Here is a 25,979-nt window from a genome sequence, read left to right as displayed (position 1 = left end):
CGGGTTGACCCTTCCATTGTGCCGGGCCCTCACGCCCGTCCCCAAGGCGGGCCCCGGGTCAGTCGGTGGGATCTTCGCCACGGTCGAGGGCCTTCCACAGCTCCGCGGACCGGTCGGTGGGCCGCGGCCTGGCGGCCGCCTTCGCGGTCGGGGCCTCGTAGCGGGCGCCCATCGCCGGCCAGCCGCGGCCGGAGCGGACGGTCAGCAGCCCGGCGACGGCCAGCAGCACACCGCCTGCGGCGGCCACCCAGGGCCAGGGGGTCCGGCTGATCTGCTCGGCCCGGGCGCCGGCCAGCGCGAGGCGCCCGGCGGCCTCGGCGTCCAGCCCGGCGGTGTCGGTGACGCCGATCACCGCACCGGCGACCACGCCGAGACCGGCCAGCACGGCGAGCACGCCGACCGCCGTCCGGGCGGCGCCGCGCACGGCGAAGACCGCGACGGCCGCGGCCAGCCCGGTCAGGGCGAGCCCGGTGGGCAGACCGGTCAGCCGGGAGCCGGTGGCGCTGACCGCGAGCCGGCCGCCCGCCGTCCCGGCGACCACGCCCTCGGCCCAGGTCCGGCCGACGGAGGTCAGGACGAGCAGGGCGCCGACCGCGGTCAGCAGCAGCATCAGGACGAGCGAGCGGCGGTCGGTCTTCGGTGCGGGAGAACTCACCCGACCAGTGTCGCCGACGGCCCGCACGGGCCGGACGCCCGGGTCCCGGTACGGGGGCTCACCTGCGCCACAAGGGGCGCGGGGTACCTCCCGACCGAAGGCCGGGGGGACTGCGCAGTCCGGGGCGGGTGTCACGACAGTTCTCGGGAAGCCGTGATCCGGACGGTGGCCCGCATCCGGATCGCGCAGTTCCCCGCGCCCCTACGGGTGCGCCATGGGGGCACGCCCTACGCGGGTTCGCGGGGGAAGCCGCCGGTGGCGACGACCAGTGTCCGCCCGGGCAGCTGCACGGGCAGGTCCTCGCCGAACGGCACCCGCTCGGCCAGGTGGTAGGCGCCGGCGGCCTGCGGGTCGGAGTGCACGGTGCAGACGCCCTCGGCCGGGTCGACCACCACGTACACCGGGACGCCGTGCCCGGCGTACCGGCGCAGCCGTTCGACGAGGCCGCCGTGCGGGCCCGCCGCCGGGACGACCTCCAGCACCGCTTCGAGGTCCGGCCAGGCCCAGTGGCCGCGGCCGTCGGGCCGCGCGCCGTCGGCGACCACCACCAGGTCGGGGGCGCGGCCGGGGCGGGCGGCGGGGAGGTCCAGTGCCGCGTCGGGGACGGCGCGGCCGCGGCCCGCCAGCTGGTCCTCGACCTGCCGGGCGGTGTCGAGGACGATCGCCCGGCGGGCCGCACCGCGGGGGCTCACGACGGACCCCCCGTCCGCGGCCCGGCCGGCGCGGACGCGGCGGGCACGGTCATGGCGGTGGCGGTGGCGGTCATGGCGGTGCCTCCCTCCGCGGGATCGACCACCTCACGATACCGGCGGTCGCAGGGTGTTGGCGGTGGCCACGGCGCGCAGCACGGCGGCCGCCTTGTTGCGGCACTCGGTGTCCTCGGAGTGCGGGTCGGAGTCCGCGACCACGCCGGCGCCGGCCTGCACGTAGGCGGTGCCGTCGCGGAGCACGGCGGTGCGGATCGCGATCGCGGTGTCCGAGTCGCCGGCGAAGTCCAGGTAGCCGACGCAGCCGCCGTACAGACCGCGGCGGGTGGGCTCCAGCTCCTCGATGATCTGCATGGCGCGCGGCTTGGGGGCGCCGGAGAGGGTGCCGGCGGGGAAGCAGGCGGTGAGCACGTCGAAGGCCGTCCGCCCCTCGGCGACCCGGCCGGTGACGGTGGAGACGATGTGCATGACGTGGCTGTAGCGCTCGACCGACATGAAGTCGACGACCTCGACGCTGCCCGGCTCGCAGACCCGGCCGAGGTCGTTGCGGCCGAGGTCGACCAGCATCAGGTGTTCGGCGCGCTCCTTGGGGTCGGCGAGCAGCTCGGCGGCGAGCTCGGCGTCCTCGTGCGGGGTGGCGCCGCGGTGCCGGGTGCCGGCGATCGGGTGCACCATCGCCTCGCCGCCGCTGACCTTGACCAGTGCCTCCGGGCTGGAGCCGACCACGTCGAAGCCTCCCTCGGCGGTGCCGTCCGGCCCGGGGAAGCGGAAGAGGTACATGTAGGGGCTGGGGTTGGTGGTGCGCAGCACCCGGTACACGTCGAGCGCGGAGGCCGGGCAGGGCGCCTCGAAGCGCTGCGAGGGCACCACCTGGAAGGCCTCGCCGGCCCGGATCCGCTCCTTGATCGTCTCGACGGCCGCCCGGTACGGCGCGCCGCCGAACGGCGAGTGCGCCTCGGCGGCGGTCGGGGTGAAGGTGGCCAGGCCCGGGTCGACCGGCTTCAGCAGGTCGGCCTCCATGGCGTCGAGGCGGGCGACCGCGTCGGCGTACGCCTCGTCCACGCCGCTCGCCAGGTCGTTGTGGTTGACCGCGTTCGCGATCAGCAGCACGGTGCCGTCGACGTGGTCGAGGACGGCGAGGTCGGTGGCGAGCAGCAGGGTGAGCTCGGGGAGCTCCAGGTCGTCCGGGGTGAGGTTCGGCAGCTTCTCCAGCCGGCGGACGACGTCGTAGCCCAGGTAGCCGACCATGCCGCCGGTGAGCGGCGGCAGGCCGTCGTCGGTGTGTCGCGGGGTGTGCAGGGCGGCGAGGGCGGCGCGCAGCACCTCCAGCGGGTCGCCGGCGGTGGGGATGCCGACCGGCGGGGTGCCGTGCCAGCGGGCGTTGCCGTCCGGGCCGGCGGTGAGGGTGGCGGCGCTGCGGACGCCGACGAAGGAGTACCGGGACCAGCTCCGGCCCTGCTCGGCGGACTCCAGCAGGAAGGTGCCGGGCCGCTCGCCGGCGAGGCTGCGGTACAGCCCGATCGGGGTGAGGCCGTCCGCGAGGAGCCTGCGGGTGACGGGGATGACCCGGGTGTCGGCGGCGAGCTTGCGGAAGACCTCGAGATCCATGGGAGCGGGCACCGTTCGGAGGAGGAGGGGCGGGCTGCTGACTGGTCGTGCGGGCGCCGGGAACGCCCGGGGCCGGGAAGGGCTAGGCGACGGGCAGGACGTCGGCGTCGAAGCAGGTGCGGTCGCCCGTGTGGCAGGCCGCGCCGGTCTGGTCGACCTTCACCAGCAGGGTGTCGCCGTCGCAGTCCAGCGCGACGGAGACCACCCGCTGGACGTGGCCGGAGGTGTCGCCCTTCACCCAGTACTCGCTGCGGCTGCGGCTCCAGTAGGTGCAGCGGCCGGTCGTCAGGGTGCGGTGCAGCGCCTCGTCGTCCATCCAACCCAGCATCAGTACCTCGCCGGTGTCGTACTGCTGCGCGATGGCGGGGAGCAGGCCGTCGGCGGTGCGCTTGAGCCGGGCGGCGACGGCGGCGTCCAGGGCGGTGCTGCCGGGGGCTGCGGGAGTGGTGGACATGCGGACCATTCTCGCAGCTCCCGCCCGGCGCGGTGATCGGTGTTCGGGGAGTGGTCAGGAGTGGTCGCCCGGCGGTCCCTCCGGGGCGCCGGCCCGCGGGCGGTCAGCCGGTGCCGGGGCTCTCGCAGCCGTCCGGCCAGACCACCCGGACGTCCAGGCCCGCCCGGCGGGCCTGCGCGACCACCCGGGCCGGCTCGCTGCCGGGGTGGCCGTCCCAGACCGCGATCAGCTCGTCCACCATGCCGACCAGGGCGTGGCCGGTCTCCTCGCCGGGCCCGCCGGACTCGGCCGGGGCCAGCCGGTGCACGGCGTTCGCCGCGTTCAGCAGCCGGCGGCGGGTGTCGCGGCAGCCCGCCCCGGTGAAGGCGCCCGCCCTGGCCTCCGCCGCGGACAGCACCACCTCGATCCGTCCGCCGTGGTCGAGGACGGACTGCGCGAACCAGGTGTCCGGCCCGGGCCGCAGCCGGCCGACGCCGACCAGGTCGTAGGCGCCGTGCGCGGTGACGAGTTGCCAGAGTTCGCCCCGGACGAGCATCTCGGTCAGGTCCGAGAGGCGTTCGTGCCCGATGATTCCGACTCGCATGAGAAGTTGACCCCTTGTACGGGTCGTGCCGCCCCCAGCGTACCCATCGCCGCCGGGCCGGCCGCGACCGATGCCGGAGCAGCAGACGACGGGCCCGACACGGGCCGGGAACCGAGGACGGGATGATCGTGGCCTTCTCCGTCACGCCGCTGGGCGTGGGCGAGGACGTCGGCGAAGCGGTGGCCGCGGCCGTGAAGGTGGTCCGCGACAGCGGGCTGCCCAACCGGACGGACGCGATGTTCACCAGCGTCGAGGGCGGGTGGGACGAGGTGATGCCGGTGGTGCGGGCGGCGATCGAGGCGGTGAAGGCCTACAGCAACCGGGTCAGCACCGTGATCAAGATCGACGACCGGGTCGGGGTGAGCGGCGGGCTGACCGCCAAGGTCGAGACCGTGGAGCGGTACCTCGCGGCGATGGAGGACCACAGCGGCGAGTAGCGGTGATCCGCTGACGGCCGGCCCGGCGGCGGGCCAGAATGGGCGGAGAGCCGAGGGGGGTCGGGGTGGAGCAGGGGCGCGGGCGGGCGGCCGTGGCGGTGGCCGCCGCAGTGGTGCTGGCGGTCGTGCTGGCCGTCGTGCTGTGGCCGGACGGCGGCCACCGGGTGGCCCCTCCCCCGCCGGCCCCGAGCAGCGCCCCGCCCGGCCCGTCGCCGAGCCCCGTGAAGAACCTGCCGTACCCGTGGTTCACCCCCGGGACGTGCTTCGACCACCCGCAGCTCAGCGAGGTGATCACGCGCGCCGAGGAGCGGCCCTGCGAGCAGCAGCACGACGGCGAGGCGATCGCCGACGTGCTGCTCCCCGAAGGGCTCACCAGCGACGTGCAGATCGGGCGGGCGATGCGGGAGCTGTGCGCGGCGCCGCTCGCCGAGCGGCAGCAGCGGCAGGGCGGCGGCGGGCCGTACTACGGCTTCCCGCTGGGGCCGTACCTGCAGTACTACAAGCAGGGCATGCGGGACGCGACCTGCACGATGACGATCAGCAACCGCCAGCACGGCCCCAAGTTGACGGGCCGTCTGCACTGACGGGGAGCGGCGACACCAGGGGCGCGTGTGGGTGCTGCCCCCTGGGGGTGCCCCTCGGGGGGTGCTTCCTCCCGGGCAGCCGGCCTCACATCCGGAGGAGGCCGAGCTGGCGCATCATGGCCATGTTGTCCCAGTTCCACCAGCCCTCGCAGATCATCCCCTCGCGGAAGCGGAAGACGGTCATGCCCGTCATCTCGACCCGCTTGTGGGTGGCGGGCAGGCCCATGAAGTCGCCCTTGTGCATGCCGCTGAAGCTCCACATGGTGGCGACCCGGTCGCCGTCTGCCATCTGACCGTCGATGGTGAAGTTCATGTCGAAGGCCTCCAGGTAGCCGGCGCACTTCGCCCGGATGGCCTCCCGCCCCATCGCGTCCGTCTCGTCGGCGATGTCGTGGTCGTGGTAGTCCTCGGTGAGGAGTTCGTCGATGACGCTGAGGTCGCCGGCGGGCATTCGCTGCATCAGCTGTCGGACGGCGGCCTTGTTGAGCTGGTCGTCGCGGACGATGTCGAGGTCGGTGAAGGTGGGCGGCTCGTCGCAGAGCGCGACCATCTCGTGGAAGATCCGGTCGGTCTCGGGGAGCTTCGAGTTCTGCATCGCCTCCTCGTAGGAGGGGAACTCGACGATCTCGACGACGTGCCGGGCGTCCGAGCGGTCGGCGCCGACCATGGAGTGGGTGGCCGTGCGGCGGCCGCGGGTCTGCTCGATCCAGCTGTCCATCAGCCGGTTCAGGTCGTCGACCTTGTCGGTCCTGCACTCGATGAGCTGGACGAACGTCATGATGCACCTCCGGGTGGCTCCGCCCCTTGGCCATGATCGTCCGCCGACCGCCGCACCCTCGGATCTCTTACGATCCTCCGGGTCCGCCCCGCGGGCAAGGCGCGCCGGGGCCGCCGCCTAGGGTGGTGGGCATGACGAAGCATGCGCGGGGGGAACGGGAGCGGCTGGCGGACCTGCTGGCGGCGGCCGGGCCGCAGGCGCCGACGCTCTGTGCGGGGTGGACGACCGCGGACCTGGCGGCGCACCTGGTGCTCCGGGAGCGGCGGCCGGACGCGGCGGCGGGGATCAGGATCGGCCCGCTGGCGGGGTGGACGGAGCGGGTGCAGCGCGGCTACGCCCGGCGCCCGTACGAGGAACTGGTCGCCCTGTTCCGGTCCGGCCCGCCGGCGCTGTCGCCGTTCGCGTTGCCGGGCGCGGACGAGGCGGCCAACGTGGTCGAGTACTTCGTGCACGCGGAGGACGTCCGGCGGGCGGGCGAGGGCTGGCGGCGGGAGGAGGTCGCGGCGCCGCTGGCGGACGCGCTGTGGCAGCGGCTGCCGATGCTGGCCCGGCTGGAGGCGGGGCGCAGGACCCCGGTGCGGCTGGTGCTGGAGCGGCCGGACGGGCGGAGCTGCACGGTGGCGCACCGGACGGGGCCGACGGTGCACCTGACCGGCGAGCCGGGCGAGCTGGTGCTCTTCGCGTTCGGGCGCGGGGCGCGCACCTCGCTGTCGGTGCGCGGGGCGGAGACCGCGGTGGCCGCACTGCGACGCGTGCTTCCGCTACCGGGGCCGCGCTGACCTGCGGCGTCGCGGCCGGTTCGGTGAGCGTCGCGCGATTGTCAGTGGCGCCGGTCACACTGGCCGGTGACCGCGGCGAAGCGTCTCCGCGCCCGGCGGAGCGGCCCGGCCACGACCCTCGAAGGGGCGCACCACGATGCTCACCACGGAGTTCCGGACGGGCTCTCCCTGTTGGCTCGACCTCGGGAGCCCGGACATCCCCGCGACCGCCGCGTTCTACGGCACGGTCTTCGGCTGGACGTTCCGGTCGCTGGGCGAGGAGGCCGGCGGCTACGGCTTCTTCCAGCAGGCGGGCAGGACGGTCGCGGCCGTCGGCCCGCTGACGGAGGAGGGTTCGTCCCCGGCGTGGACGCTGTACTTCCGCACGCCGGACGCGGACGCCACGGCGAAGGCGGCCGAGCAGCACGGCGGCACCGTCCGCGCCGAGCCGTTCGACGTGATGTCCGACGGGCGGATGGCGCAGCTGTCCGACCCGGCGGGCGTGCAGTTCGCGATCTGGCAGCCGGGCGAGACGCAGGGCCTGGACGCCGTCACCTTCTGCTGGGCCGAGCTGCACACCGCGGACCCGGCCGCGGCGACGGCGTTCTACCAGGCGCTGTTCGGCTGGCGCACGGAGACGGTGGAGATGCCGGGGACGGCGTACACGGTGTGCTCCACGGCGGAGGGCGGCACCGCGCGGGAGACGTCGTTCGGCGGTGTCGCACCGCTGCAGAGCCCCGACGAGCCGGTGCGCTGGGTGCCCTACTTCGAGGTCACCGAGGTGGACGCGGTGCTGGCCCGGGCGGAGCACGCGGGCGGCCGGGTGGTGATGCCGGGCATGGACGTGCCGGGCGTCGGCCGGCTGGGCTGGGCGACGGACCCGCACGGCGCGGTCTTCGCCGTCATCAAGAGCGAGATGCCGTAGCACCGGGCCCACGTCCTCCGGGGCCGGGCGCGCCGACGGCGGCGCGTCCGGCCCCGGAGGAGGGGTTCAGCGGACGGGGTGGCCGGACTCCCTCAGGGCGTCCTTGACCTGGCCGATGGTCAGGTCACCGAAGTGGAAGACGGAGGCGGCGAGCACCGCGTCGGCGCCGGCGTCGACGGCCGGGGCGAAGTCGGCGAGCTTGCCGGCCCCGCCGGAGGCGATCACCGGGACGGCCACGTTCTTGCGGACGGCGCGGATCATCTCCAGGTCGTAGCCGTCCTTGGTGCCGTCGGCGTCCATCGAGTTGAGCAGGATCTCGCCGGCACCCAACTCGGCGGCGCGGACGGCCCATTCGACGGCGTCGAGGCCGGTGCCGCGGCGGCCGCCGTGGGTGGTGACCTCGAACCCGGAGGGCGTCACGGTGCCTTCGGGGGCGCGCCGGGCGTCCACCGAGAGGACGAGCACCTGGCGGCCGAAGCGCTCGGCGATCTCGCGGATCAGCTCGGGGCGGGCGATGGCGGCGGTGTTGACGCCGACCTTGTCCGCGCCGGCCCGCAGCAGCTTGTCGACGTCGTCGGCGGTGCGGACGCCGCCGCCGACGGTGAGCGGGATGAAGACCTGCTCGGCGGTGCGGCGCACCACGTCGTAGGTGGTCTCCCGGTCGCCGGAGGAGGCGGTGATGTCCAGGAAGGTCAACTCGTCGGCGCCCTGGGCGTCGTAGGCCTTGGCGAGTTCCACCGGGTCGCCGGCGTCGCGCAGGTTCTGGAAGTTGACGCCCTTGACGACCCGCCCGGCGTCGACGTCCAGGCAGGGGATGACACGTACTGCGAGGCTCACTGCTTGCCTTCCAAGGAGGTTGCGAGTCCGGGACGGTGGGCCTCGACCTCGACCTCGACCATCATCCGGGAGTCGATCAGGCCCTGGACGACGACCATGGTCGCCACCGGGCGGATCGCGTCGAAGAGCTTCTTGTGCGCCCGGCCGACCTCGTCGCAGTCCCGGATGTGGGTGATGAACATCCGGGTGCGGACGACGTCGTCCGCGGAGAGTCCGAACTCCGCGAGGGCCTTGAAGGCGACCTCGAACGCCGCGAGGGTCTGGGTGTACGGGTCGCCCTCGTGCTGGACCATTCCGCCCTCGAACGCGGTGGTGCCGGCCACGAGGACGGTGTCCCCGACCGCGACCGCCCGGGAGTAGCCGAACTGGTCCTCCCAGGGGGAGAATCCGGACACACGCTGCGGGCGTTTCGCGGCCGGGACCTCGGTCATCGGGACACCGCCTCCAGGGCCTCTTCGAGGGTGAACTTCTGCTCGTAGAGGGCCTTGCCCACAATCGCGCCCTCGACACCCTCGCCGGTGAGGGTGGCGATGGCGCGCAGGTCGTCCAGCGAGGAGACGCCGCCGGAGGCGACCACGGGCTTGTCGGTGGCGGCGCAGACGTTGCGCAGCAGCTCCAGGTTGGGGCCGGTGAGGGTGCCGTCGCGGTTGACGTCGGTGACGACGTAGCGGGCGCAGCCCTCGGAGTCGAGGCGGGCGAGGACCTCGTAGAGGTCGCCGCCGTCGCGGGTCCAGCCGCGGCCGCGCAGGGTGGTGCCGACGACGTCCAGGCCGACGGCGATCTTGTCGCCGTGCTCGGCGATGACCTTGGCGACCCACTCGGGGGCCTCCAGGGCGGCGGTGCCGAGGTTGACCCGGGTGCAGCCGGTGGCGAGGGCGGCGGCGAGCGACTCGTCGTCGCGGATGCCGCCGGACAGCTCGACCTTGATGTCGAGGCGGCCGGTGACCTCGGCGAGCAGGGCGCGGTTGCTACCGGTGCCGAAGGCGGCGTCGAGGTCGACCAGGTGCAGCCACTCGGCGCCGGCGTTCTGCCAGGCCAGGGCGGCGGCGAGGGGCTCGCCGAAGGAGGTCTCGGTGCCGGAGGCGCCCTTGACCAGGCGGACGGCCTGGCCGTCGCGGACGTCGACGGCGGGGAGCAGTTCGAGGCGGCTCATGTGTTCGACCTTCGGCTTCAGAGGGTGGAGACCCAGTTGGTCAGCAGGGCGGCGCCGGCGTCGCCGGACTTCTCGGGGTGGAACTGGGTGGCCCAGAGCGGGCCGTTCTCCACGGCGGCGACGAAGGGGTGGCCGTGGGTGGCCCAGGTGACCAGCGGGGCGTGCAGCCGGGCGCTGTGGACCTCCAGTTCCCACCGGCGGACGCCGTAGGAGTGGACGAAGTAGAAGCGGGTGTCGTCGTCGAGGCCGGCGAACATCCGGCTGCCCTCCGGGGCGTCGACGGTGTTCCAGCCCATGTGCGGGACGATCGGGGCGTCCAGCGGTTCGACGGTGCCGGGCCACTCGTCGCAGCCCTCCGTCTCGACGCCGTGCTCGACGCCGCGGGCGAACAGGATCTGCATGCCGACGCAGATGCCGAGGACGGGGCGGCCGCCGGCCAGGCGGCGGCCGATGACCTGCTCGCCGCGGACGGCCTTGAGGCCGCGCATGCAGGCCTCGAAGGCACCGACGCCGGGGACGAGCAGCCCGTCGGCGTCCAGGGCGGTCTGGAAGTCCGAGGTGACGGTGACGTTCGCGCCGGTGCGCTCGACGGCGCGCTGGGCGGAGCGGAGGTTGCCGGAGCCGTAGTCGAGGACGACGACGTTCTTGGCCATGGGGGTGGGGATCCAGTCTCTCGAGGCCGGCTACAGGCGCATGGCGCCGGCGGCCAGGCACAGGACGGCGCCGATCGCGAGCACCGCGACGACGCCCTTGGGCAGCTTCTGCTTCCAGAACGAGATCACGCCGCCGGTCAGGAAGAGGCCGACGAAGATCAGTGCGATCGCGGACTTGCTCACAGTGCGCCCTTGGTCGAGGGGAGGATTCCGGCCGCGCGCGGGTCGCGCTCGGAGGCGTAGCGCAGCGCGCGGGCGAGCGCCTTGAACTGGCACTCGACGATGTGGTGGGCGTTGCGCCCGTACGGCACGTGGACGTGCAGCGCTATCTGCGCCTGCGCCACGAAGGACTCCAGGATGTGCCGGGTCATGGTGGTGTCGTAGGTGCCGATCATCGGCGCCATGGTCTCCGGCTCGGTGTGCACCAGGTACGGGCGGCCGGAGAGGTCGACGGTGACCTGGGCGAGCGACTCGTCCAGCGGGACGGTGCAGTTGCCGAAGCGGTAGATGCCCACCTTGTCGCCGAGCGCCTGCTTGAAGGCGGCGCCGAGCGCGAGGGCGGTGTCCTCGATGGTGTGGTGGGTGTCGATGTGCAGGTCGCCGTCGGTCTTGACCGTGAGGTCGAAGAGGCCGTGGCGGCCGAGCTGGTCGAGCATGTGGTCGTAGAACCCGACGCCCGTCGAGATCTCGGTCTTCCCGGTGCCGTCGAGGTCGATCTCGACGAGGACCGAAGTCTCCTTGGTGGTGCGTTCGACGCGGCCGATACGGGACATTCGGGGTTACAGCTCCTTGATCACGAGTCGGACGGCGTCCAGGAAGGCGTCGTTCTCGGCGGGGGTGCCGGCGGTGACCCGCAGCCACCCGGGGACGCCGTTGTCGCGGACGAGCACGCCGTGGTCGAGGATCGCCTGCCACACGGCGTGGGTGTCGGCGAAGCGGCCGAACTGGACGAAGTTGGCGTCGGAGTCGGTGACCTCCAGGCCGAGCCCGCGCAGGGCCTCGACCAGGCGGTCCCGTTCGGCCTTGAGCTGGGCGACGTAGCCCAGCAGGGTGTCGGTGTGCTCCAGGCAGGCCAGCGCGGTGGCCTGGGTGACGGCCGACAGGTGGTACGGCAGCCGGACGAGCTGCACGGCGTCGACCACGGCCGGGTCGGCGGCGAGGTAGCCGAGCCGCAGGCCCGCCGCGCCGAACGCCTTCGACATGGTGCGGGAGACCACCAGGTTCGGGCGGCCCTCGATCAGCGGCAGCAGCGACTCGCGGTGCGAGAACTCGACGTACGCCTCGTCGACGACCACCAGGCTCGGCCGGGCGGCCTGCGCGGCCTCGTACAGGGCGAGGACGGTGTCGGCGGCGACGGCGGTGCCGGTCGGGTTGTTCGGCGAGCAGACGAACACCACGTGCGGCCGCCTCTCGGCGATCGCGGCGCGGGCGGCGTCGAGGTCGATCGTGAAGTCCTCGTTGCGCGGGCCGGAGATCCAGCCGGTGCCGGTGCCGCGGGAGATCAGCGCGTGCATCGAGTACGAGGGCTCGAAGCCGAGCGCGGTGCGGCCGGGGCCGCCGAAGGTCTGCAGCAGCTGCTGGAGGACCTCGTTGGAGCCGTTCGCCGCCCAGACCTGCTGCCGGGTGACGGCGTGGCCGGTGGTGCGGGTGAGGTAGCCGGCGAGGCCCTCGCGCAGCTCGACGGCGTCCCGGTCGGGGTAGCGGTTGAGGTGCCGGGCGGCCTCGGCGACCCGCTCGGCGATCCGGGCGACCAGCGGCTCGGGCAGCGGGTACGGGTTCTCGTTGGTGTTCAGCTGGACGGGCACGTCGAGCTGGGGGGCACCGTACGGGGACTGTCCGCGCAGTTCGTCGCGGATGGGGAGGTCGTCGATCCTCAAGAGTTCGGCACCGTCCAGTCGAAGCGGGCGCGGATGGCGTCGCCGTGGCCGGGCAGGTCCTCGGCCTCGGCCAGGTTGACCACGTGCGCGGCGACGTCGGCCAGCGCCTCGCGGGAGTAGTCCACGACGTGGATGCCGCGCAGGAAGGACTGCACGGACAGGCCCGAGGAGTGGCAGGCGCAGCCGCCGGTGGGCAGCACGTGGTTGGAGCCGGCCGCGTAGTCGCCGAGCGAGACGGGCGCGTACGGGCCGATGAACACGGCGCCCGCGTTGCGGATCCGGGCGGCGACGGCGCGGGCGTCCCGGGTCTGGATCTCCAGGTGCTCCGCGGCGTAGGCGTTGACCACCTCCAGGCCCTGCTCCAGGTCGTCGACCAGGACGATGCCGGACTGCCGGCCGCCGAGCGCGGTGGTGACCCGCTCGCGGTGCTTGGTGCTCGCGACCTGGGTCTCCAGCTCGGCCTCGACCGCGGCGGCGAGCTCCGGCGAGTCGGTGACCAGCACGGAGGCGGCCATCGGGTCGTGCTCGGCCTGGCTGATCAGGTCGGCGGCGACGTCCCGCGGCGAGGCGGAGTCGTCGGCGAGGATCGCGATCTCGGTCGGCCCGGCCTCGGCGTCGATGCCGATCCGGCCCTTGAGCAGGCGCTTGGCGGCGGCGACGTAGATGTTGCCGGGGCCGGTGACCAGGTTGACCGGGCGGCACTCCTCGGTGCCGTAGGCGAACATGGCGACCGCCTGGGCGCCGCCGGCCGCGTAGACCTCGGTGACGCCGAGCAGGGCGCAGGCGGCCAGGATCGTCGGGTGGACGCTGCCGCCGAACTCCTTCTGCGGCGGGGAGGAGACCGCGATGCCGGGCACGCCGGCCTCCTGCGCGGGCACCACGTTCATCACCACGGAGGACGGGTAGACCGCGAGGCCGCCCGGCACGTACAGGCCGACCCGGTCGACCGGCACCCAGCGCTCGGTGACCGAGCCGCCCGGAACCACCTCGGTGGTGTGGTCGGTGCGGCGCTGCTCGCGGTGGACGAGACGGGCGCGGCGGATCGACTCCTCCAGTGCGGCGCGCACCTTCGGGTCGAGGGTCTCCAGGGCGGCGGTGATCCGCTCCTCGGGCACCCGGGTGGACTCCAGCTTCACGCCGTCGAAGCGCTCGGTGATCTCGATCAGCGCCGCGACCCCGCGATGGCGTACGTCCTCGCAGATCGGCCGCACCGTCTCCAGGGCGGCCTCGACGTCGAACTCGGCACGGGGCAGCAGGTCGCGCGGGTCCGAGACGGAGCCGCGCAGGTCGATTCGAGAGATCACAGGGCCCAGTGTAAGGAGTGGCCGGAAACGGCGGCCGCGCATTTCAGTCCGTGATACGAAGGCCGAGACGGCCGGGGATCACCAGGGGGGACGATGGCGGACGGGGCACCGGACGGCTGGACGGACACGGAGCAGCGCCTGTGGGACGCGTTCCGGCACGGCGAGGTGCTCGACCTGCGCGCCGGCAAGGCCGAGGACGACGACCCGGCGGGCTCCGGCGACTGGGGCGCGGAGCGGACCGTCCGCGCCGAGGTGCTCGCCCGGCTGCTGCTCTCCGGCCCCGCCCCCGCACCCGGGCGGGTCGCGGCGCTGAAGCTCAACGGCGCGTACGTCACCGGCCCGCTGTCACTGGCCGGCGCGTCCCTCACCCACTACGTCGAGCTGCACGGCTGCCGCTTCGACACCCGGGTGCTGCTCTCCGAGGCCCGGGCCGGCACGATCCGGCTGATCGGCTGCCTGATACCGCGGCTGGACGCCTCCCGGCTCGCCGCCGACGGCGACGTGCACCTGGCGCGCTGCGTGGTGCCGCAGGGCATCCGGCTCACCGACGCCCGGATCGGCACCGACCTGCTGCTCAACCAGGCCGTCCTCGGCGCCGACCCGCACCACCGGGCGCTCTCCGCGGACGGGCTCACCGTCCACCAGGACCTGGAGGCCGAGCGGATCGAGGTGCACGGCGAGTTCGGCATCCGCACCGGCCGGATCGGCGGCCGGCTCTCGCTGCGCGGCGCCCGGCTGCGGATGCGCGACCCCGGCCGCAACTGCCTGAACCTGGCCCGCACCACCGTCGGCAACACGCTGTACCTGACCGGCTCGGCCGACAACCGCTGGACGACCTCGCCCAGCGAGTACGCCTACGGCTACGGGCCGCCGCACGAGCCCGGGGCCGCCGTCACCCCGTTCCGCGCCTGGGGCGGGGTGCGGCTGGTCGACGCCCGCTTCGAACAGGCCTGCCTGATCCACGAGGCCGAGTTCCACCTCTCCGAGGGGCAGGAGCTGTCGCTGCGCCGGATCCGGACGCCCGAGCTGCGGTTCGCCTGCAAGAAGGCCCCCGACGGCACCGTGTCGCTCTCCCGGGCCCAGATCGGCAACCTGGTCGACGCCCCGCGGTCCTGGCCCGGCGCCGGCCTGGTGCGGCTCACCGGCTTCACCTACGAGTCGCTGCGGCCCGCGGAGCCGTTCGGCGTCGCCGAGCGGATCGCCTGGCTGGAGAACTCGCTCGGCGAGTACCAGCCGGAGCCGTACGAACAGCTCGCCTCGGCGCTGCGCCGGGACGGCCGGGACGAGGACGCCCGCGAGGTGCTGCACGCCAAGCAACGCCGCCGCCGCGCCGCCCTGCCGGTCCACGCCCGGCTGTGGGGGCTGCTGCAGGACGTCGCCGTCGGCTACGGCTACCGGCCCGGCCGGGCCGCGCTGTGGCTGCTGCTGGCCTGGCTGCTCGGCACCGCGTACTTCGCCGAGCACCCGCCGCAGCCGCTGAAGGCCGACGAGGTGCCCACCTGGGACGCCGCGCTGTACACGCTCGGCTGGCTGCTGCCGGTGGTCGACCTCGGGCAGGGCGGATGGAACCCGGACCGGCAGGGCCAGTGGGTGACCGCCGGCCTGGTGCTGACCGGCTGGATCCTGGCGACCACCGCCGTCACCGGCGCGACCCGGCTGCTGCAGCGCGGCTGAGGCCGGCTCTGCGGCAAAAGGGCGAGGTCGCCGGGGCCCGCGGCAACTACGCTGTGCGCCGTGACAGAACGGCTGCCGCTCTTCCCGCTCAACACGGTCCTCTACCCGGGCCTGGTGATGCCCCTGCACGTCTTCGAGGAGCGCTACCGCCGACTCGTCGCCGACCTGCAGGAACTGCCCGAGGACGAACCGCGTCGCTTCGGCGTGGTCGCCATCAGGGACGGCCGCGAGGTCGCGCCCGTCCGGGAGAACGAGGGCCCGGCCGGGCCGCTCGACGGGCTCGGCACGGTCACCGGCGACCCACGGGAGGCGCTGTACCGGGTCGGTTGCGTCGCGGACGTCACCTCCGTGCGGAGCCGCGCCGACGGCCGGTACGAGCTGCTGGTCACCGGCACCACCCGGTTCACCGTGGAGTCCGTCGACGCGAGCGGCCCCTACCTCGTCGCCGAGACCCGGCCGCTGGACGAGCCGTCCGGCCAGGGCTCCGGGGCGCTCGGCGCGGTGGTGGAGCGGGCCTTCCACGAGTACCGCAAGCGCCTCGCGGGCGCGAAGGAGGCCACCCTGGCCGGCGACGTCGAGCTGCCGCTCGACCCGCAGGCGCTCTCCTACCTGGTCGCGGCGGCCACCGTGCTGCCCGCCCCCGTCAAGCAGGAGCTGCTGGCCTGCCCGGACACCGCCCAGCGGCTCACCGCCGAGCTGGAGCTGCTGCGCCGGGAGACCGCCCTGCTGGCCTGGCTGCCGTCGCTGCCCGCCGCGGACCTCACCCGCCAGGCCTTCAGCCCCAACTGACGCCGGCCCGGACCCCGACCGCACCCGACCGCACCCCCGAGAAGGGCCGCCGATGGCGAAGAAGACGAAGAAGGGCGGCCAGGGCACACCCGCCACGGTCGCCCTGGAGGCCGCGGGCGTGGCGTACACCGTGCACGCCTACGACCACGACCCGGCCGCGGCGTCCTACGGCGGCGAGGCCGCCGAGGTGCTCGGAATCCCGGCCGGCCGGGTCTTCAAGACGCTGGTCGCCGACGTGGACGGCACGCTGACCGTGGGCATCGTCCCGGTCTCCGGGCAGCTCGACCTGAAGGCGCTCGCCGCCGCGGTGGGCGGCAAGCGGGCGGCGATGGCCGACCCGGCGGCGGCCGAGCGCAGCAGCGGCTACGTGCTGGGCGGCATCTCCCCGCTCGGGCAGCGGCGGCCGCTGCGCACCGTGCTGGACGACAGCGCGCTCGGTCACTCCACGGTCTTCGTCTCGGCCGGCCGCCGCGGCCTGGAGGTCGAACTCGCCCCCGCCGACCTGGTCTCGCTGACCGGCGCCCGGACGGCACCGATCGGCCGCTGAACCCCCGGGGTCAGTCGGCGTGCGGGTGCTCCGGGCCGCCCGCGGCGCGGCCCTCGTGGGCGTGGCCGTCATGGGCGTGGCCGTCGGACGCGTGAGCGGCCTCGGGGTGACCGGCCTCCGGGTGGGGCCAGGCCCAGTACGGCGGCGGGTCCTCCTCGCGCTTGCCGAAGGCGGCGGACAGCACCAGCAGCACCACCATCGCCGTCATCGGCCAGACCAGCAGCGCGCCGTGCGCGCCGAGCTCCAGCGGGGCGCTGAACCGGCCGCCGTCGCCGACCTGCCGGGCGTGCGCGACCAGGTCGGAGGCGGGACCGAGCTTCATGCCCAGCTGCCAGCCGATCACCGATCCGGCCAGGCCGCCGACCGCGAGGCCCGCCGCGACCGCGACACCGCCGCCCCGGCCGCGGGTGAACAGGAAGGCGGTCAGCGCGGTGACCAGGCCCGCGCCGAGGCCGAGCAGCGCGAAGACGCTGTCGGCACCGGCCCGCTGCTCGCCCTCCGGGTCCGCGTACAGCAGCTGGTCGCCCTTGACGACCAGGCCGACCCGGGGCGCCAGCCACAGCCAGAGCAGCCCGAGCACCACACCGAGCAGCGCACCGCCGGCCGCGATCAGCACACCGATCCGCACCTCCGGCAGCAGGGCGCGCTTCGGCCGCTTCGGGCCGACCGGCGCCGGCGGCGGTGCGAACGGGTCGTGCGGGGCGTACGGGTCGGCGCCCGGGCCCGTCGGTGTGTTCGGTGCGGTCACCCGGTCATCGTTTCACGACCGGCCCCGGTCCGGTCGGGGCGGGCGGCTCCGGTGCGGCCCGGGGCGGGCTGCTCCCGGCCGGTCCGGGGCGGGCTGCTCCCGGCCGGTCCGGGCTGCGCCGGCCGGTCCGGGGCCGGCCGGGTCAGCGGGTGGCCCGCCGGTACGCCCAGGTCGCCACGGTGAGCGAGCAGAGCCCGACGGCCGCGCAGACGCCCAGGTCACCGAGGACGGCGGCCCAGTCCGGGGCGGGTTCGAAAGTCCGGGCGAAGGCCTCCACGCCGTAGGTGGAGGGCAGCAGGTCGCGCAGCCACTGCACGGGCTGCGGCAGGTTGCCGGCCGGCAGGACGCCGAGCAGCAGCGCGGCGGACATGCCGAGCTGGCCCAGCAGGGTGGCGATCTCCTGGCGCCGGGCGAGCAGGCCGCAGGCGGCCCCCAGACCGGACAGCGCCGCCCCGGCGAGCGGCACCACCGCCAGCAGCACCCAGAGGTTGCGGGCCGGCAGGTCGAACAGCCAGGCGCCGACCGCGGCGGTGACCAGGGTGCCGGGCAGCGTGAACGAGGCGTAGGCGCCGGCCGCGCCGAGCACCACCGCGGCCGGCGGCACCGGCAGCGTCGCGTAGTGGTCGAGGCCGCCGGTGGCGCGCAGCCTGCCGAAGTACTGGGCGAGCAGGTTGAGCGCGACGAAGGCGACCACCAGCACCGCCGAACCGGCCACCACGGCGTGCGCGGCCGGGTTGCCGCCGCCGTCCACGACGCCGCGCATCATCACCAGGATGCCCAGCGACTGGAAGGTGGCGACGAACAGCAGCGGGATCCGGGCGACCTTGGCCCGGGCGAGCTGGGCGCGGTAGACCGCGGCGAGCGAGGGCAGCAGCCGGGCGGCGGGGGCCAGCTCGGCGGGGGCGGCGACGGCGGGCACCGGGGTGTCGAGGAGCGTCACTTGGCGAGTCCTTTGTGCCGGCCGCCGAGCTTGAGGTAGGCGTCCTCCAGGCTGGGGGTGGCCAGGGTGAAGTCGTCGAGCGCGGCGAAGGCGGCGCCGCCGGTGACCGCGGCGACCAGTTCGCGGGCCTGCTCGGGGGTGGTGCGGACGGTCCAGCGGCGGCCGGTGCGCTCGGCCCGGGCGGCGAGCTCGGCGACGGCGGGCACGTCGAGCGGGGCGTCGGTGCGCCAGACCAGGTCGAGCCGGACGTCGCCGTCGACCAGCGCCTTGAGGCCGCCGGGGGTGTCGCAGGCGATGACCCGGCCCTCGTCGACGACGGCGACCCGGTCGAGCACCGTCTCGGCCTCGATCACGTTGTGGGTGACCAGCAGCACGGTGGTGCCGCGCTCGGCCCGGCGGCGGTCCACGGCGGACCAGACGGCGCGCCGGGCGACCGGGTCCATGCCGGTGGTGGGCTCGTCCAGGACGAGCAGCGGACGCTCGCCGACCAGCGCGGCGGCGAAGCAGGCGAGGCGGCGCTGGCCGCCGGAGAGCTTGGCCAGCGGACGGCCGGCCAGCGGTTCGAGGCCGAGTTCGGCGAGCACCCCGGCCGTCTCGGCGCGGGCCCGGGCACGGCCGAGGCCGCGCAGCCGTCCGGTGGTCTCGGCGGCGAGCGAGACGGTGAGCTCGTCCAGCGCGGTGGACTCCTGGCCGAGATAGGCCAGCAGCCGGGCGGCCCGCTCGGGGTGGCGGACGATGTCGTGGCCGAGGATGTCGATGCTGCCGGCGTCCGGGCGCAGCAGACCGGTCAGCTGGCGCACCAGCGTGGACTTGCCGGCACCGTTCGGGCCGAGCAGGCCGAAGATCTCGCCGCGCCGCACGGTCAGGTCGATCCCGGCGTTCGCGGGGACCTCGGCGGCCTTGGCGCCGCTGCCGGTGCGGTAGGTCTTGGCAAGGCCGCGGACGGTGCAGCAGGCCGGACCCGGAAGGTCCTCCCGGGCCCGCGGCGGGGCCAGGGGTGCCTGCCGGTCGGTGTCGCTCACGCGAGAGAACTTTACGCTCCGCGGCGCCCGGACCGGGCACGGGGGCCGGTCGGGGCCGGTTCCGGCCGGTACGGCTCCGGGCCGTGGCGGTGCGCCGCCGGGGCGGGGCCGGGCGGGGCGACGGGTGTGCGGACATGCGGGTGGGGCGGGCGTGCGGGTGCGCCGTCAGTCGTCGGCCATCGCCGCGCGGCCGCCGGGGACACGGGCGGCGAGCTCCTTCCAGAAGCCGTCCCGGATCGCGTAGCGGTCCGCCTCGTCTATCTGGTCGTCCTTGTGGGCGAGCAGGCCGAAGCGGGCGGCGTAGCGCAGCAGCTCGCCGTCGAGGCGGTGCGGGATCCGCGGGTAGTCCGTCCACAGCACGGCGAGCCGGTCCGCCGCACCGAACCGGTCGATCCAGCGGCGGGCGAAGACCTGGCCGACCTCGTGGGCGTCGCCGCCGACGCTGGTGATGTCCTCCTCGCGGTCCGCCCAGCGCTGCGCGGAGGTGGTGAGCTGGGCCAGGATCGGCAGCCCGTCCCCGGCGGTGGCCGAGGTGTCCGCGGGCGGCCGGTCGACCCAGCCGCGGTCGGAGGTCCAGCGCAGCACCGGGCCGCCGTGCGCGACGGCGGCCGCCCGGTCGGCCGGGATCCGCTCGGCGGCCGACCGCACCGCGAGGTCCTTCGGCGTGGGGACCACCTTGAGCGCGGCGGCGGGCTGCGGCCGGCCGGCCGCGGCCGGTGCCTCCGGCTGCGCGGGGGCGGCGAGCAGGCCCGCGATCCGCGGCGCCGCACCGGGCGCCGGGAAGGACGCGGGCACCTCGCGCAGCCGTACCCACTGCTCCATCCAGGCCCGGTCCAGGACGCGGCGCTCGTCGGCCTCCGCGACGAGGTCCTCGGACTGGTTGAAGTCGCCGTCCGCGGCCTGCAGCGCCCACAGGTGGACGGCCACCCCGTGCTCCTTGGCGGACATCACACCCGGCAGCAGGTCGCCGTCGCCGGTGACCAGCACGATGTCGGTGCAGGCGTGGTTGCGGGCGAGCTCGGTGAGCTCGGCGTGCATCGCCGCGTCGACGCCCTTCTGCACCCAGCGGCCCTCGGCCCGGGTGAGCGCCCCCAGCCGGACGGTGACCCGGGGCAGCACGCGCAGCCGCCGGTGCTCGGGCAGGGGGCGGCGTTCGGGCGCGGCGTCGAACCAGTAGACCCGGAGCAGCGGCAGGCCGGTCTCCGCCTCGGCGCGCTCGCGCAGCGCGGTGATCAGCACGGTGTGGTCGACCGTCACCCGGGACCGGGCGGGCTCGCCGACCAGCAGGCTGGCGGCGGCTCCGAGCAGGTAGCCGGCGTCGACGAGGACTACGCAGCGGTCCACGTCCGCTCCTCTCCTCCGGTGACCCCCGGTGGGGCGGGGGCGGGCCACCCCTGGCGGGGCGGGGGATTGGGCAGTGCTTACCCTCGGATCCGGCGTCGAACCGCCGCCGACCGACCGGGACGTGCCGGAGCACCCCCGGCCTGCGGCGATACTGGGGGGATCATGCGGAAGACTTCCTGGGCCCTGTGCGCGGCCGCGGCCGGTGCGGCGGTGGCGGTGCTGGCCGTACCCACGATCACCACCGACCGGTCCCACGGCGACACCGCGATCACCTCGATCAGCGTCAACGACGGGCGGCCCGTGCTGCTCGGGCCGCAGAAGGCGACGACCTTCCCGCTGGTGGTGGAGGCCCGCGACGACTCCGGGATCCGCGCGGTCGACCCGGTCGGTGTCTGGGGGCCGAACTACGGCGTGCTCCGGGTGGGCCCGATGCGCTGCACCCCGTCCTCGGCGACCGCGTCGGTGTGCCGGGGCACGGTGACGGTCGACCCGGTGAAGAAGCAGATCTTCAACGACGAGGCCGGCACCTGGTTCGTCGACCTGCAGGTGAAGGCCAACGACGGCGACCGCTACGTGGCCAAGACGGCCGGCGGCTTCTCGCTGAAGCGGGCGGCCAAGCTGTCCGGCTCGGGCGTCCCGGCGAAGGCCGCGAAGGGGCAGCGGATCACCGTGCAGGGCTGGCTGGCCCGATCGTTCTGGACGGACAACCGCTTCCACGGCTACGCGGACGGCGTGGCGTACCTGCAGTTCCGCCCGGCGGGCTCGCACCGCTGGAAGACCGTCGCCAAGGCCGTCTCCAGCGCCTCCGGCACGGTGAGGGCCACCGTCCCGGTGACGGGACCGGGCGACTTCCAGTGGTACTCGGCGGGCGACAAGTGGACGGGCGACGCGGTCTCCCAGGAGATGGCGGTCGCCCTCCGCTAGGCCGTTCACGGACGCCGACGGCCCCGTCCCCGTCGTGTCGGGGGCGGGGCCGTCGGACGTGCCGTGCGGGCCGGCGGGTCAGCCGCGGAGCTCGGCGGCGACCAGCTCGGCCAGCTGCACCGCGTTGAGGGCGGCGCCCTTGCGCAGGTTGTCGTTGGAGAGGAAGAGCGACAGGCCGTTGTCGACCGTCTCGTCCACCCGGATCCGGCCGACGTAGGTCGGGTCCTGGCCGGCCGCCTGCAGCGGGGTCGGGATGTCGGTGAGCTCCACGCCGGGCGCGCCGGTCAGCAGCTCCACCGCGCGCTCCGGGGCGATCGGGGCGGCGAAACGGGCGTTGATCTGCAGCGAGTGGCCGGTGAACACCGGGACGCGCACGCAGGTGCCGGAGACCTTGAGCTCCGGGATGCCGAGGATCTTGCGGCTCTCGTGGCGGAGCTTCTGCTCCTCGTCGGTCTCGTTGGAGCCGTCCTCGACGATCGAACCCGCCAGCGGGACGACGTTGAAGGCGATCGGGCGCTTGTAGACGCCGGGCGCCGGGTACTCGACCGCGGAGCCGTCGTGGACCAGCGCGGTCGCGCCGTCCACCACCTTCGACGCCTGGTCGTGCAGCTCGGACACGCCGGCCAGGCCGCTGCCGGACACCGCCTGGTAGGTGGAGACCACCAGGGAGACCAGGCCGGCCTCCTCGTGCAGCGGGCGCAGCACCGGCATGGCGGCCATGGTGGTGCAGTTCGGGTTGGCGATGATGCCCTTCGGGCGGTCCGCGATCGCCTGCGGGTTGACCTCGGCGACGACCAGCGGCACCTCGGGGTCGCGGCGCCAGGCGGAGGAGTTGTCGATGACGACGGCGCCCGCGGCGGCGACCTTCGGGGCCAGCGCCTTCGAGGTGGAACCGCCCGCGGAGAAGATCACGACGTCGAGGCCGCTGTAGTCGGCGGTGGCCGCGTCCTCCACCGTCACCTCGGTGTCCCGCCACGGCAGCGTGCGCCCGGCGGACCGTGCCGAGGCGAACAGCCGCAGCTGCTCGACCGGGAAGTCCCGTTCCGCCAGGATCTCGCGGACGACGCCGCCGACCTGGCCGGTGGCCCCAACGATGCCGATCCTCATTGCGTTTCCTCCATGTCGTGCTCGATCGGGTTGTGCTTGATCGCCGTCCGCACCCTGCCATCATGCCTTGTCACCGGCCCGGCCCGTCGCGGCGTCCACGCTGTGGGCGGCCCCGCGGGAGGGCCTGCGGCCCGCGGCCGGGAGCCCCTGCGGGTTCGGTGCACGGGCTCCGCAAGATGTGCGGGTGCGGTCGGCGCGGACGGGGATTCGTCCGAAAACAATTCGTCGCCGAAGCATCCGGGGCGGGCCCTGGTACGTGTCGGGCAACCGTCCCCGGACTGCGCGGTTCTCCCCCGGCCTTCGGCCGGGAGGTGCCCCCCGCGCCCCTCGGGTGCTGCCCCTGAGGTGGTGTTCCTTCAGGCCGTGACGGCGGCGAGGCGGTCGAGGGCGGTGGCGACGGCGGTGGGGGTGGCGGGGAGCAGGGGCAGGCGGACGTCCGGGGTGGGGATGCGGCCCTGGGCGTGCAGGACGCCCTTGACCACCGCGGGGTTGGGCTCGGCGAAGGCGGCGCGGGCGAGTGCGGCCAGCCGGTGGCCGAGGCCGCGGGCGCGGTCGGCGTCGCCCTTGCGCCAGGCGTCGGCCAGGTCGGCGTACTGCCCGGTGGCCAGGTGCGCGGAGGCCAGGATGCCGCCGTCGGCGCCGATCGCCATCAGTGCGGAGAGGTGGGTGTCGTCGCCGGCCATGACGCCGCGCTGCCCCTGTCCGAGCAGGTCGACCGCGGTGTCGTCGATGCCGCCCGCGGCGTACTTCACACCGATCACGCCGGGCAGCCGCAGCACCTCGGCGAGCGTCCCGGTGTCGAGCTGCTGCCCGGTGCGGTACGGGATGTGGTAGACGATCAGCGGGACGGGGCTGTGCGCGGCGAGGTGCCGGAAGTGCGCGAGCACCCCGGCCGGGCCGGGGCGGACGAAGGCGGGCACCGTCGCCAGGGCGGCGTCGGCCACCCCGTCGAGGGCGGCCAGCGCCTCGGCGGTGCGGCGGGTGTCGCCGCCGCCGACGCCGACCGTCAGCGGTGCGCCGTGCGCCCGGCAGACCGGGGCGACGGCGTCGAGGACGAGGCGCTTCTCCGCGTCGTCCAGGGAGCCGGGCTCGCCGGTGGTGCCGAGCACGACCAGGCCGGCCGCGCCGGCGGTGAGCAGGTCGCCGGCGAGCCGGGCCAGGGCGTCGGCGGCGACGGAGCCGTCCGCGGCGAACGGGGTGACGAGGGGTACGTGAATCCCGTGCAGGTCCATGCCGTCGAGCCTGACGTGCCGGCATCGTGCAGGTCCAGTTCACATTTCCGAGGCTTCTCGTAAGCTGAGCCGATGCTCGACGTCCGCCGCCTGCGCCTGCTGCGCGAACTCGCCCACCACGGCACGATCGCCGCGGTCGCCGAGGCGCTCGCGTTCAGCCCGTCCGCCGTCTCCCAGCAGCTGTCCGTACTGGAGCGGGAGGCCGGGGTGCCGCTGCTGGAGCGCACCGGGCGGCGGGTGGCGCTGACCCCGGCCGGGCTGAACCTGGTGCGGCACGCCGAGGCGGTGCTGGAGCGGCTGGAGCAGGCTTCGGCCGAGCTGGCGCACGCCCGCCGCGGGCTGGCCGGGCCGCTGCGGATCGGCACCTACCCGTCGGCGGCGCGGGCGATCGTCCCGGCCGCGCTGGCCGGGCTGGCGGCCCGTCACCCGGGGCTGGAGCCGATGGTCACCGAGGTCGACCCGGCCGCGGTGGCGGCGGCGCTGCGGGCCGGCGAGCTGGACGTGGCCCTGGTGCACGAGTACGACCTGGTGCCGGCCGAGCCGGAGCCCGGACTGGCGCTCACCCAGCCGGTGTTCACCGAGCCGATGTACCTGGCGGCGGCGGCCGCGGGCACGGTCGCCGAACACCGCAGTTCGCCCTGGATCATGGCCCCGGCGGGCACGCTCTGCCACGCGATGACGCTGCGGGCCTGCCAGAGCGCCGGGTTCACCCCGCGGGTGCGGCACCACGTGGACGACTTCACCACCGTGCTCGCCCTGGTGGCGGTCGGCCAGGGCGTCGCCCTGGTCCCGCACCTGGGCACCGTGCCCGCCCCACCGCCGGGCGTGGTGCTCACCCGGCTGCCGATGTACCGGCGGACCCGGACGGCCTTCCGCGCCGGAGCCGCCGCCCACCCGGCGGTCGCCGCGTTCACCGCCGCCCTGCACTCGGCCGTGCCGGCGGAGCTGGGCGGCGGCGTCCCGCAGGTCTGAGCCGCACCGGGTGGCCGCACAAGGCTGCCGGGCGTCAGCGGGGCTTGCGGGCGTCCACCAGGCTGCGGGACGAGTGGGTGACGAACGGGCCGTCCGACCCGATCAGTTCGTGCAGCTCGCGCAGCCGGTCGCGGTACCGGTCGACGGTGAAGTCGGGGACCATCCAGATCACCTTGCGCAGGAACCAGACCACCGCGCCGATGTCGTGGAACTCGATCCGCAGCCGCTCGGTGCGCAGGTCGACGACCTCCAGCCCGGCGGCCTCGGCGGCCGCCCGCTCGTCGTCGGGGTGGCGGCCGCGGAGGACCGGCTCCGGCAGCGGGCCGAGGAAGTACTCGACCAGCTCGAAGACGCTCGCCGGGCCGACGTGCTGGGCGAAGTAGCCGCCGCCCGGCCGCAGCACCCGGGCGATCTCCGCCCAGTGCGGCACCACGGGGTGGCGGCTGGTCACCAGGTCGAAGGAGGCGTCCGCGAAGGGCAGCGGCGGGTCCTCGGGGGCCGCGACCACCACCGCGCCGAGCGGGTGCAGCAGTGCGGTGGCCTTCGCCAGGTTGGGCGGCCAGCCCTCGGTGGCCGCCATCAGCGGCGGGAAGGGGGCGGCACCGGCGAGCACCTCGCCGCCGCCGGTCTGCAGGTCGAGCGCGGCGCCGACCTGCGAGAGCCGTTCGCGCAGCAACCGCTGGTAGCCCCAGGAGGGACGCTGTTCGGTGGCGCGGCCGTCGAGCCAGGAGAAGTCCCAGCCGTCCATGGGGGCCGCCGCTGCCTCGGCCACCAGGTCGTCGAAGGTGCGTGCCATGCCCCGATCCTCGCGCGGAGGGGGCGGCCGGTGCCACTGCTTATCGGGCGGACACACCGCGGACGCTACCCTTCGCGCATGGCAGAGCTGATCAACGAGGACGTGCCCGGCCGCTACGGCCCCGGGGCGACGGTCGAGGTCGAGGCGTACGAGGTGGGACCCGTCCGCACCGAGTACTCCCCACGGCACGACGGCGACCCGGACCCGGGCGAGATCGTGTGGACGTGGGTGCCCTACGAGGAGCGGGACGGCCGCGGCAAGGACCGGCCGGTGCTGGTGGTGGCCCGCGAGGAGGGCGGCAGCCTGCTGGCCGTCATGCTCTCCAGCAAGGGCCACGACGGGGACCGGGACTGGGTGCCGATCGGCTCCGGCCCGTGGGACAAGTCCGGCCGGGACTCCTGGGTGGCGCTGGACCGCGTGATGCGGGTGTGGGACGGCGGCATGCGGCGCGAGGCCTGCGCCCTGGACCGGGCCCGCTTCAACCTGGTCGTCGACAGCCTCCGCCGCCGCTACCGCTGGCGCTGAACCACGCACCGGTGGGGGCGCCCGGGTGCCGCCCCCACCGGTAACG

Annotated in this window: 30 protein-coding genes and 1 pseudogene; 10 read left to right on the top strand and 21 right to left on the bottom strand. The window is 74.9% G+C overall.

The genetic code is table 11. The annotated features are described in order from the left end of the window. Positions 1–58 precede the first annotated feature (58 nt). From AB0442_RS11220 to AB0442_RS11200, 5 genes and pseudogenes are all read right to left on the bottom strand, one after another. Positions 59–655, bottom strand: coding sequence for a TIGR02234 family membrane protein (locus AB0442_RS11220; RefSeq protein WP_363544565.1), 597 nt, complete (start codon positions 653–655; stop codon positions 59–61). Between the two features lie 227 nt (positions 656–882). Further along, positions 883–1,350 (bottom strand): annotated as a pseudogene (locus AB0442_RS11215) (Uma2 family endonuclease); the annotation flags it as partial. Positions 1,351–1,452: 102 nt separating this feature from the next. After that, on the bottom strand, positions 1,453–2,970 hold the full coding sequence (locus AB0442_RS11210; protein WP_363544567.1) for an anthranilate synthase component I: 1,518 nt from the start codon (positions 2,968–2,970) through the stop codon (positions 1,453–1,455). A gap of 82 nt (positions 2,971–3,052) precedes the next feature. Continuing rightward, positions 3,053–3,424, bottom strand: a complete 372-nt coding sequence (hisI, locus tag AB0442_RS11205) for a phosphoribosyl-AMP cyclohydrolase (protein WP_363544569.1) — start codon at positions 3,422–3,424, stop codon at positions 3,053–3,055. Positions 3,425–3,527: 103 nt separating this feature from the next. Continuing rightward, the gene (locus tag AB0442_RS11200; protein ID WP_366162199.1) at positions 3,528–4,007 is read right to left on the bottom strand and encodes a hypothetical protein; all 480 of its coding nucleotides are present in this window, start codon (positions 4,005–4,007) and stop codon (positions 3,528–3,530) included. Positions 4,008–4,129: 122 nt separating this feature from the next. On the opposite strand from AB0442_RS11200, the gene AB0442_RS11195 reads away from it, so the two are divergent. Continuing rightward, positions 4,130–4,444, top strand: a complete 315-nt coding sequence (locus tag AB0442_RS11195) for an MTH1187 family thiamine-binding protein (protein WP_366162197.1) — start codon at positions 4,130–4,132, stop codon at positions 4,442–4,444. Positions 4,445–4,509: 65 nt separating this feature from the next. Next, the gene (locus AB0442_RS11190; protein ID WP_366162196.1) at positions 4,510–5,028 is read left to right on the top strand and encodes a hypothetical protein; all 519 of its coding nucleotides are present in this window, start codon (positions 4,510–4,512) and stop codon (positions 5,026–5,028) included. Positions 5,029–5,113: 85 nt separating this feature from the next. On the opposite strand, the gene AB0442_RS11185 is transcribed toward AB0442_RS11190, so the two are convergent. Next, entirely contained in the window at positions 5,114–5,806 is a 693-nt protein-coding gene (locus tag AB0442_RS11185) for an ester cyclase (protein ID WP_366162195.1), read from the bottom strand. A 131-nt stretch (positions 5,807–5,937) separates the two neighbouring features. On the opposite strand from AB0442_RS11185, the gene AB0442_RS11180 reads away from it, so the two are divergent. Together AB0442_RS11180 and AB0442_RS11175 are read left to right on the top strand one after the other, a co-directional pair. Then, entirely contained in the window at positions 5,938–6,585 is a 648-nt protein-coding gene (locus tag AB0442_RS11180) for a TIGR03085 family metal-binding protein (protein ID WP_366162193.1), read from the top strand. 136 nt (positions 6,586–6,721) lie between these two features. Beyond that, a complete protein-coding gene (locus AB0442_RS11175) occupies positions 6,722–7,489 on the top strand; it encodes a VOC family protein (protein ID WP_366162191.1) in 768 nt (255 codons plus the stop codon). A gap of 66 nt (positions 7,490–7,555) precedes the next feature. On the opposite strand, the gene hisF is transcribed toward AB0442_RS11175, so the two are convergent. From hisF to hisD, 8 genes are read right to left on the bottom strand one after another with little or no spacing between them, the layout of a single operon-like run. Next, the gene (gene hisF / locus AB0442_RS11170; RefSeq protein WP_344623990.1) at positions 7,556–8,326 is read right to left on the bottom strand and encodes an imidazole glycerol phosphate synthase subunit HisF; all 771 of its coding nucleotides are present in this window, start codon (positions 8,324–8,326) and stop codon (positions 7,556–7,558) included. Then, positions 8,323–8,757 carry a RidA family protein gene (locus AB0442_RS11165; RefSeq protein ID WP_030262633.1) on the bottom strand — a complete coding sequence of 145 codons (435 nt, stop codon included), beginning with the start codon at positions 8,755–8,757 and terminating at the stop codon, positions 8,323–8,325. Before AB0442_RS11165 ends, hisF begins: the two co-directional genes overlap by 4 nt. Next, positions 8,754–9,479, bottom strand: a complete 726-nt coding sequence (gene priA / locus AB0442_RS11160; protein ID WP_263105862.1) for a bifunctional 1-(5-phosphoribosyl)-5-((5-phosphoribosylamino)methylideneamino)imidazole-4-carboxamide isomerase/phosphoribosylanthranilate isomerase PriA — start codon at positions 9,477–9,479, stop codon at positions 8,754–8,756. Before priA ends, AB0442_RS11165 begins: the two co-directional genes overlap by 4 nt. Positions 9,480–9,496: 17 nt before the next feature. Further along, complete coding sequence (hisH, locus tag AB0442_RS11155) at positions 9,497–10,132, bottom strand: imidazole glycerol phosphate synthase subunit HisH (protein ID WP_366162189.1); 636 nt, start codon at positions 10,130–10,132, stop codon at positions 9,497–9,499. 30 nt (positions 10,133–10,162) lie between these two features. Continuing rightward, the gene (locus AB0442_RS11150) at positions 10,163–10,315 is read right to left on the bottom strand and encodes a hypothetical protein (protein ID WP_030262641.1); all 153 of its coding nucleotides are present in this window, start codon (positions 10,313–10,315) and stop codon (positions 10,163–10,165) included. Continuing rightward, positions 10,312–10,905, bottom strand: coding sequence for an imidazoleglycerol-phosphate dehydratase HisB (gene hisB / locus AB0442_RS11145; protein WP_030262644.1), 594 nt, complete (start codon positions 10,903–10,905; stop codon positions 10,312–10,314). The genes AB0442_RS11150 and hisB overlap by 4 nt, the downstream gene beginning before the upstream one ends. Before the next feature lie 6 nt (positions 10,906–10,911). Beyond that, positions 10,912–12,009, bottom strand: coding sequence for a histidinol-phosphate transaminase (locus AB0442_RS11140; protein ID WP_366162187.1), 1,098 nt, complete (start codon positions 12,007–12,009; stop codon positions 10,912–10,914). Then, on the bottom strand, positions 12,006–13,313 hold the full coding sequence (gene hisD, locus AB0442_RS11135; RefSeq protein WP_366162185.1) for a histidinol dehydrogenase: 1,308 nt from the start codon (positions 13,311–13,313) through the stop codon (positions 12,006–12,008). Before hisD ends, AB0442_RS11140 begins: the two co-directional genes overlap by 4 nt. Positions 13,314–13,406: 93 nt before the next feature. Between hisD and AB0442_RS11130 the strand changes: the two genes are divergently transcribed. The 3 genes from AB0442_RS11130 to ybaK are packed head-to-tail and all read left to right on the top strand — an operon-like array spanning position 13,407 to position 16,323. Next, complete coding sequence (locus AB0442_RS11130) at positions 13,407–14,987, top strand: oxidoreductase (RefSeq protein WP_366162183.1); 1,581 nt, start codon at positions 13,407–13,409, stop codon at positions 14,985–14,987. Positions 14,988–15,047: 60 nt separating this feature from the next. Beyond that, positions 15,048–15,776, top strand: a complete 729-nt coding sequence (locus AB0442_RS11125) for an LON peptidase substrate-binding domain-containing protein (RefSeq protein WP_363544593.1) — start codon at positions 15,048–15,050, stop codon at positions 15,774–15,776. A 52-nt stretch (positions 15,777–15,828) separates the two neighbouring features. Further along, the gene (gene ybaK / locus AB0442_RS11120) at positions 15,829–16,323 is read left to right on the top strand and encodes a Cys-tRNA(Pro) deacylase (RefSeq protein WP_366162181.1); all 495 of its coding nucleotides are present in this window, start codon (positions 15,829–15,831) and stop codon (positions 16,321–16,323) included. 10 nt (positions 16,324–16,333) lie between these two features. Here the strand turns inward: ybaK and AB0442_RS11115 are convergent, their stop codons facing one another. The 4 genes from AB0442_RS11115 to AB0442_RS11100 all read right to left on the bottom strand — a co-directional run bounded on the left by AB0442_RS11115 (position 16,334) and on the right by AB0442_RS11100 (position 20,377). Next, positions 16,334–17,071, bottom strand: a complete 738-nt coding sequence (locus AB0442_RS11115; RefSeq protein WP_366162179.1) for a hypothetical protein — start codon at positions 17,069–17,071, stop codon at positions 16,334–16,336. 142 nt (positions 17,072–17,213) lie between these two features. Beyond that, the gene (locus tag AB0442_RS11110) at positions 17,214–18,011 is read right to left on the bottom strand and encodes an ABC transporter permease (protein ID WP_366162177.1); all 798 of its coding nucleotides are present in this window, start codon (positions 18,009–18,011) and stop codon (positions 17,214–17,216) included. Further along, positions 18,008–19,006, bottom strand: a complete 999-nt coding sequence (locus tag AB0442_RS11105; RefSeq protein ID WP_366162300.1) for an ABC transporter ATP-binding protein — start codon at positions 19,004–19,006, stop codon at positions 18,008–18,010. Before AB0442_RS11105 ends, AB0442_RS11110 begins: the two co-directional genes overlap by 4 nt. Positions 19,007–19,198: 192 nt before the next feature. Next, positions 19,199–20,377 carry an NYN domain-containing protein gene (locus tag AB0442_RS11100; protein ID WP_363544600.1) on the bottom strand — a complete coding sequence of 393 codons (1,179 nt, stop codon included), beginning with the start codon at positions 20,375–20,377 and terminating at the stop codon, positions 19,199–19,201. A 162-nt stretch (positions 20,378–20,539) separates the two neighbouring features. On the opposite strand from AB0442_RS11100, the gene AB0442_RS11095 reads away from it, so the two are divergent. Continuing rightward, positions 20,540–21,301 (top strand): hypothetical protein, encoded by a 762-nt coding sequence (locus AB0442_RS11095; protein WP_366162175.1) that lies wholly within the window; start codon positions 20,540–20,542, stop codon positions 21,299–21,301. A 78-nt stretch (positions 21,302–21,379) separates the two neighbouring features. Here AB0442_RS11095 and AB0442_RS11090 read toward each other — a convergent pair whose 3' ends face one another. Further along, entirely contained in the window at positions 21,380–22,408 is a 1,029-nt protein-coding gene (locus AB0442_RS11090; RefSeq protein ID WP_344623978.1) for an aspartate-semialdehyde dehydrogenase, read from the bottom strand. A gap of 356 nt (positions 22,409–22,764) precedes the next feature. Then, entirely contained in the window at positions 22,765–23,640 is an 876-nt protein-coding gene (locus tag AB0442_RS11085; protein WP_366162174.1) for a dihydrodipicolinate synthase family protein, read from the bottom strand. Positions 23,641–23,712: 72 nt separating this feature from the next. Here AB0442_RS11085 and AB0442_RS11080 point away from each other — a divergent pair, with 72 nt between their 5' ends. Then, positions 23,713–24,612 (top strand): LysR substrate-binding domain-containing protein, encoded by a 900-nt coding sequence (locus AB0442_RS11080; RefSeq protein WP_366162172.1) that lies wholly within the window; start codon positions 23,713–23,715, stop codon positions 24,610–24,612. Between the two features lie 34 nt (positions 24,613–24,646). Here the strand turns inward: AB0442_RS11080 and AB0442_RS11075 are convergent, their stop codons facing one another. After that, positions 24,647–25,408 (bottom strand): class I SAM-dependent methyltransferase, encoded by a 762-nt coding sequence (locus AB0442_RS11075; protein WP_366162170.1) that lies wholly within the window; start codon positions 25,406–25,408, stop codon positions 24,647–24,649. Positions 25,409–25,486: 78 nt separating this feature from the next. Here AB0442_RS11075 and AB0442_RS11070 point away from each other — a divergent pair, with 78 nt between their 5' ends. Next, complete coding sequence (locus tag AB0442_RS11070) at positions 25,487–25,933, top strand: type II toxin-antitoxin system PemK/MazF family toxin (protein WP_344623974.1); 447 nt, start codon at positions 25,487–25,489, stop codon at positions 25,931–25,933. Positions 25,934–25,979: the final 46 nt, after the last annotated feature.

The sequence above is a fragment of the Kitasatospora sp. NPDC085895 genome, from assembly GCF_040702125.1.
Lineage (GTDB): Bacteria > Actinomycetota > Actinomycetes > Streptomycetales > Streptomycetaceae > Kitasatospora > Kitasatospora arboriphila.
The sequence above is the reverse complement of the archived record's forward strand: the minus strand, read 5'-3'. Positions and strand labels throughout refer to the sequence as shown.